Genomic DNA, 434 nt, shown 5'->3' on the forward strand with positions numbered 1-434 from the left:
CAATGCACATCATCAAACTTGTCTGCTAAATATTTCATTTGGAATTGGATATAACATATGATGCCATCTTGTTGAAGTTGAAATCGATACAAGTCGCGGTGGTTAATGATGAAAATGTCGCCACTGTTGCATTGCGTCATATTATGTTCATCATAAATATGTGCCTCACCTTTAATAACAAAACCAATCATTAAACCATTGAGCCTTTTGAAATCTGACATGCTTTCAGTTTCTACTCGAATTAAATAATCACGTTGCATACTATCCCTCAATTCAGTAATATGAATACGTTTATTTTACATTATTTTACAGCAACATATTTGAATTTCATATTGAATCGTGTGGGAGGCAGTGAGGTTATTTATCCTCACTCGGTTTAAAAAGTAAGTTAGCAGCAATTTTGTTTACTATTAAAAATAACCATCCTTTACGAA

1 protein-coding gene is annotated in these 434 nt (G+C 32.5%); it reads right to left on the bottom strand.

Annotation, left to right across the window (positions count from 1 at the left end):
- Positions 1–260 (bottom strand): hypothetical protein (locus tag C9I57_RS32255; protein ID WP_219909926.1); only part of this gene is annotated, 260 nt, incomplete at its 3' end.
- Positions 261–434 lie beyond the last annotated feature (174 nt).

The organism is Trinickia symbiotica (assembly GCF_003028655.1).
In the GTDB taxonomy this organism is placed as follows: domain Bacteria; phylum Pseudomonadota; class Gammaproteobacteria; order Burkholderiales; family Burkholderiaceae; genus Trinickia; species Trinickia symbiotica_A.